This is a genomic window from Pseudomonas sp. SIMBA_068 (assembly GCF_046534705.1).
Taxonomy (GTDB): Bacteria; Pseudomonadota; Gammaproteobacteria; order Pseudomonadales; family Pseudomonadaceae; genus Aquipseudomonas; species Aquipseudomonas putida.
Genome location: NZ_JAWRYI010001629.1, coordinates 1 through 237, shown reverse-complemented (window position 1 = coordinate 237; position 237 = coordinate 1). Strand labels below are relative to the sequence as shown.

The following is a 237-nucleotide window of genomic DNA, read 5'->3' as shown; positions in this document are numbered from 1 at the left end:
CAGTGGTGGTGGTGGTGGTGCTCGAGCAGATCATTCAGCAGATCATCCGGATCGGTATCATCTGCGCTTGAGCTAGAGCCGCTACTTGAAGACATAAAATCATCTTCGGTTTTGGTATTAAAATCATCAACATTAAATGCATCCAGATCATCTGCAACTTTATCTGCTTTTTTTGCTGCGGTTGCTGCTGCACCGCCCATAACTGCGGTACCCATAACCTGGCCAAATTTGGTATTC

General features: G+C 46.0%; 1 protein-coding gene. It reads right to left on the bottom strand.

Going from position 1 to position 237, the window contains the following annotated elements; all coding sequences use genetic code 11:
- A partial coding sequence (locus tag SB756_RS35245) for a hypothetical protein (RefSeq protein WP_410913903.1) occupies positions 1-237 on the bottom strand: 237 nt, incomplete at both ends.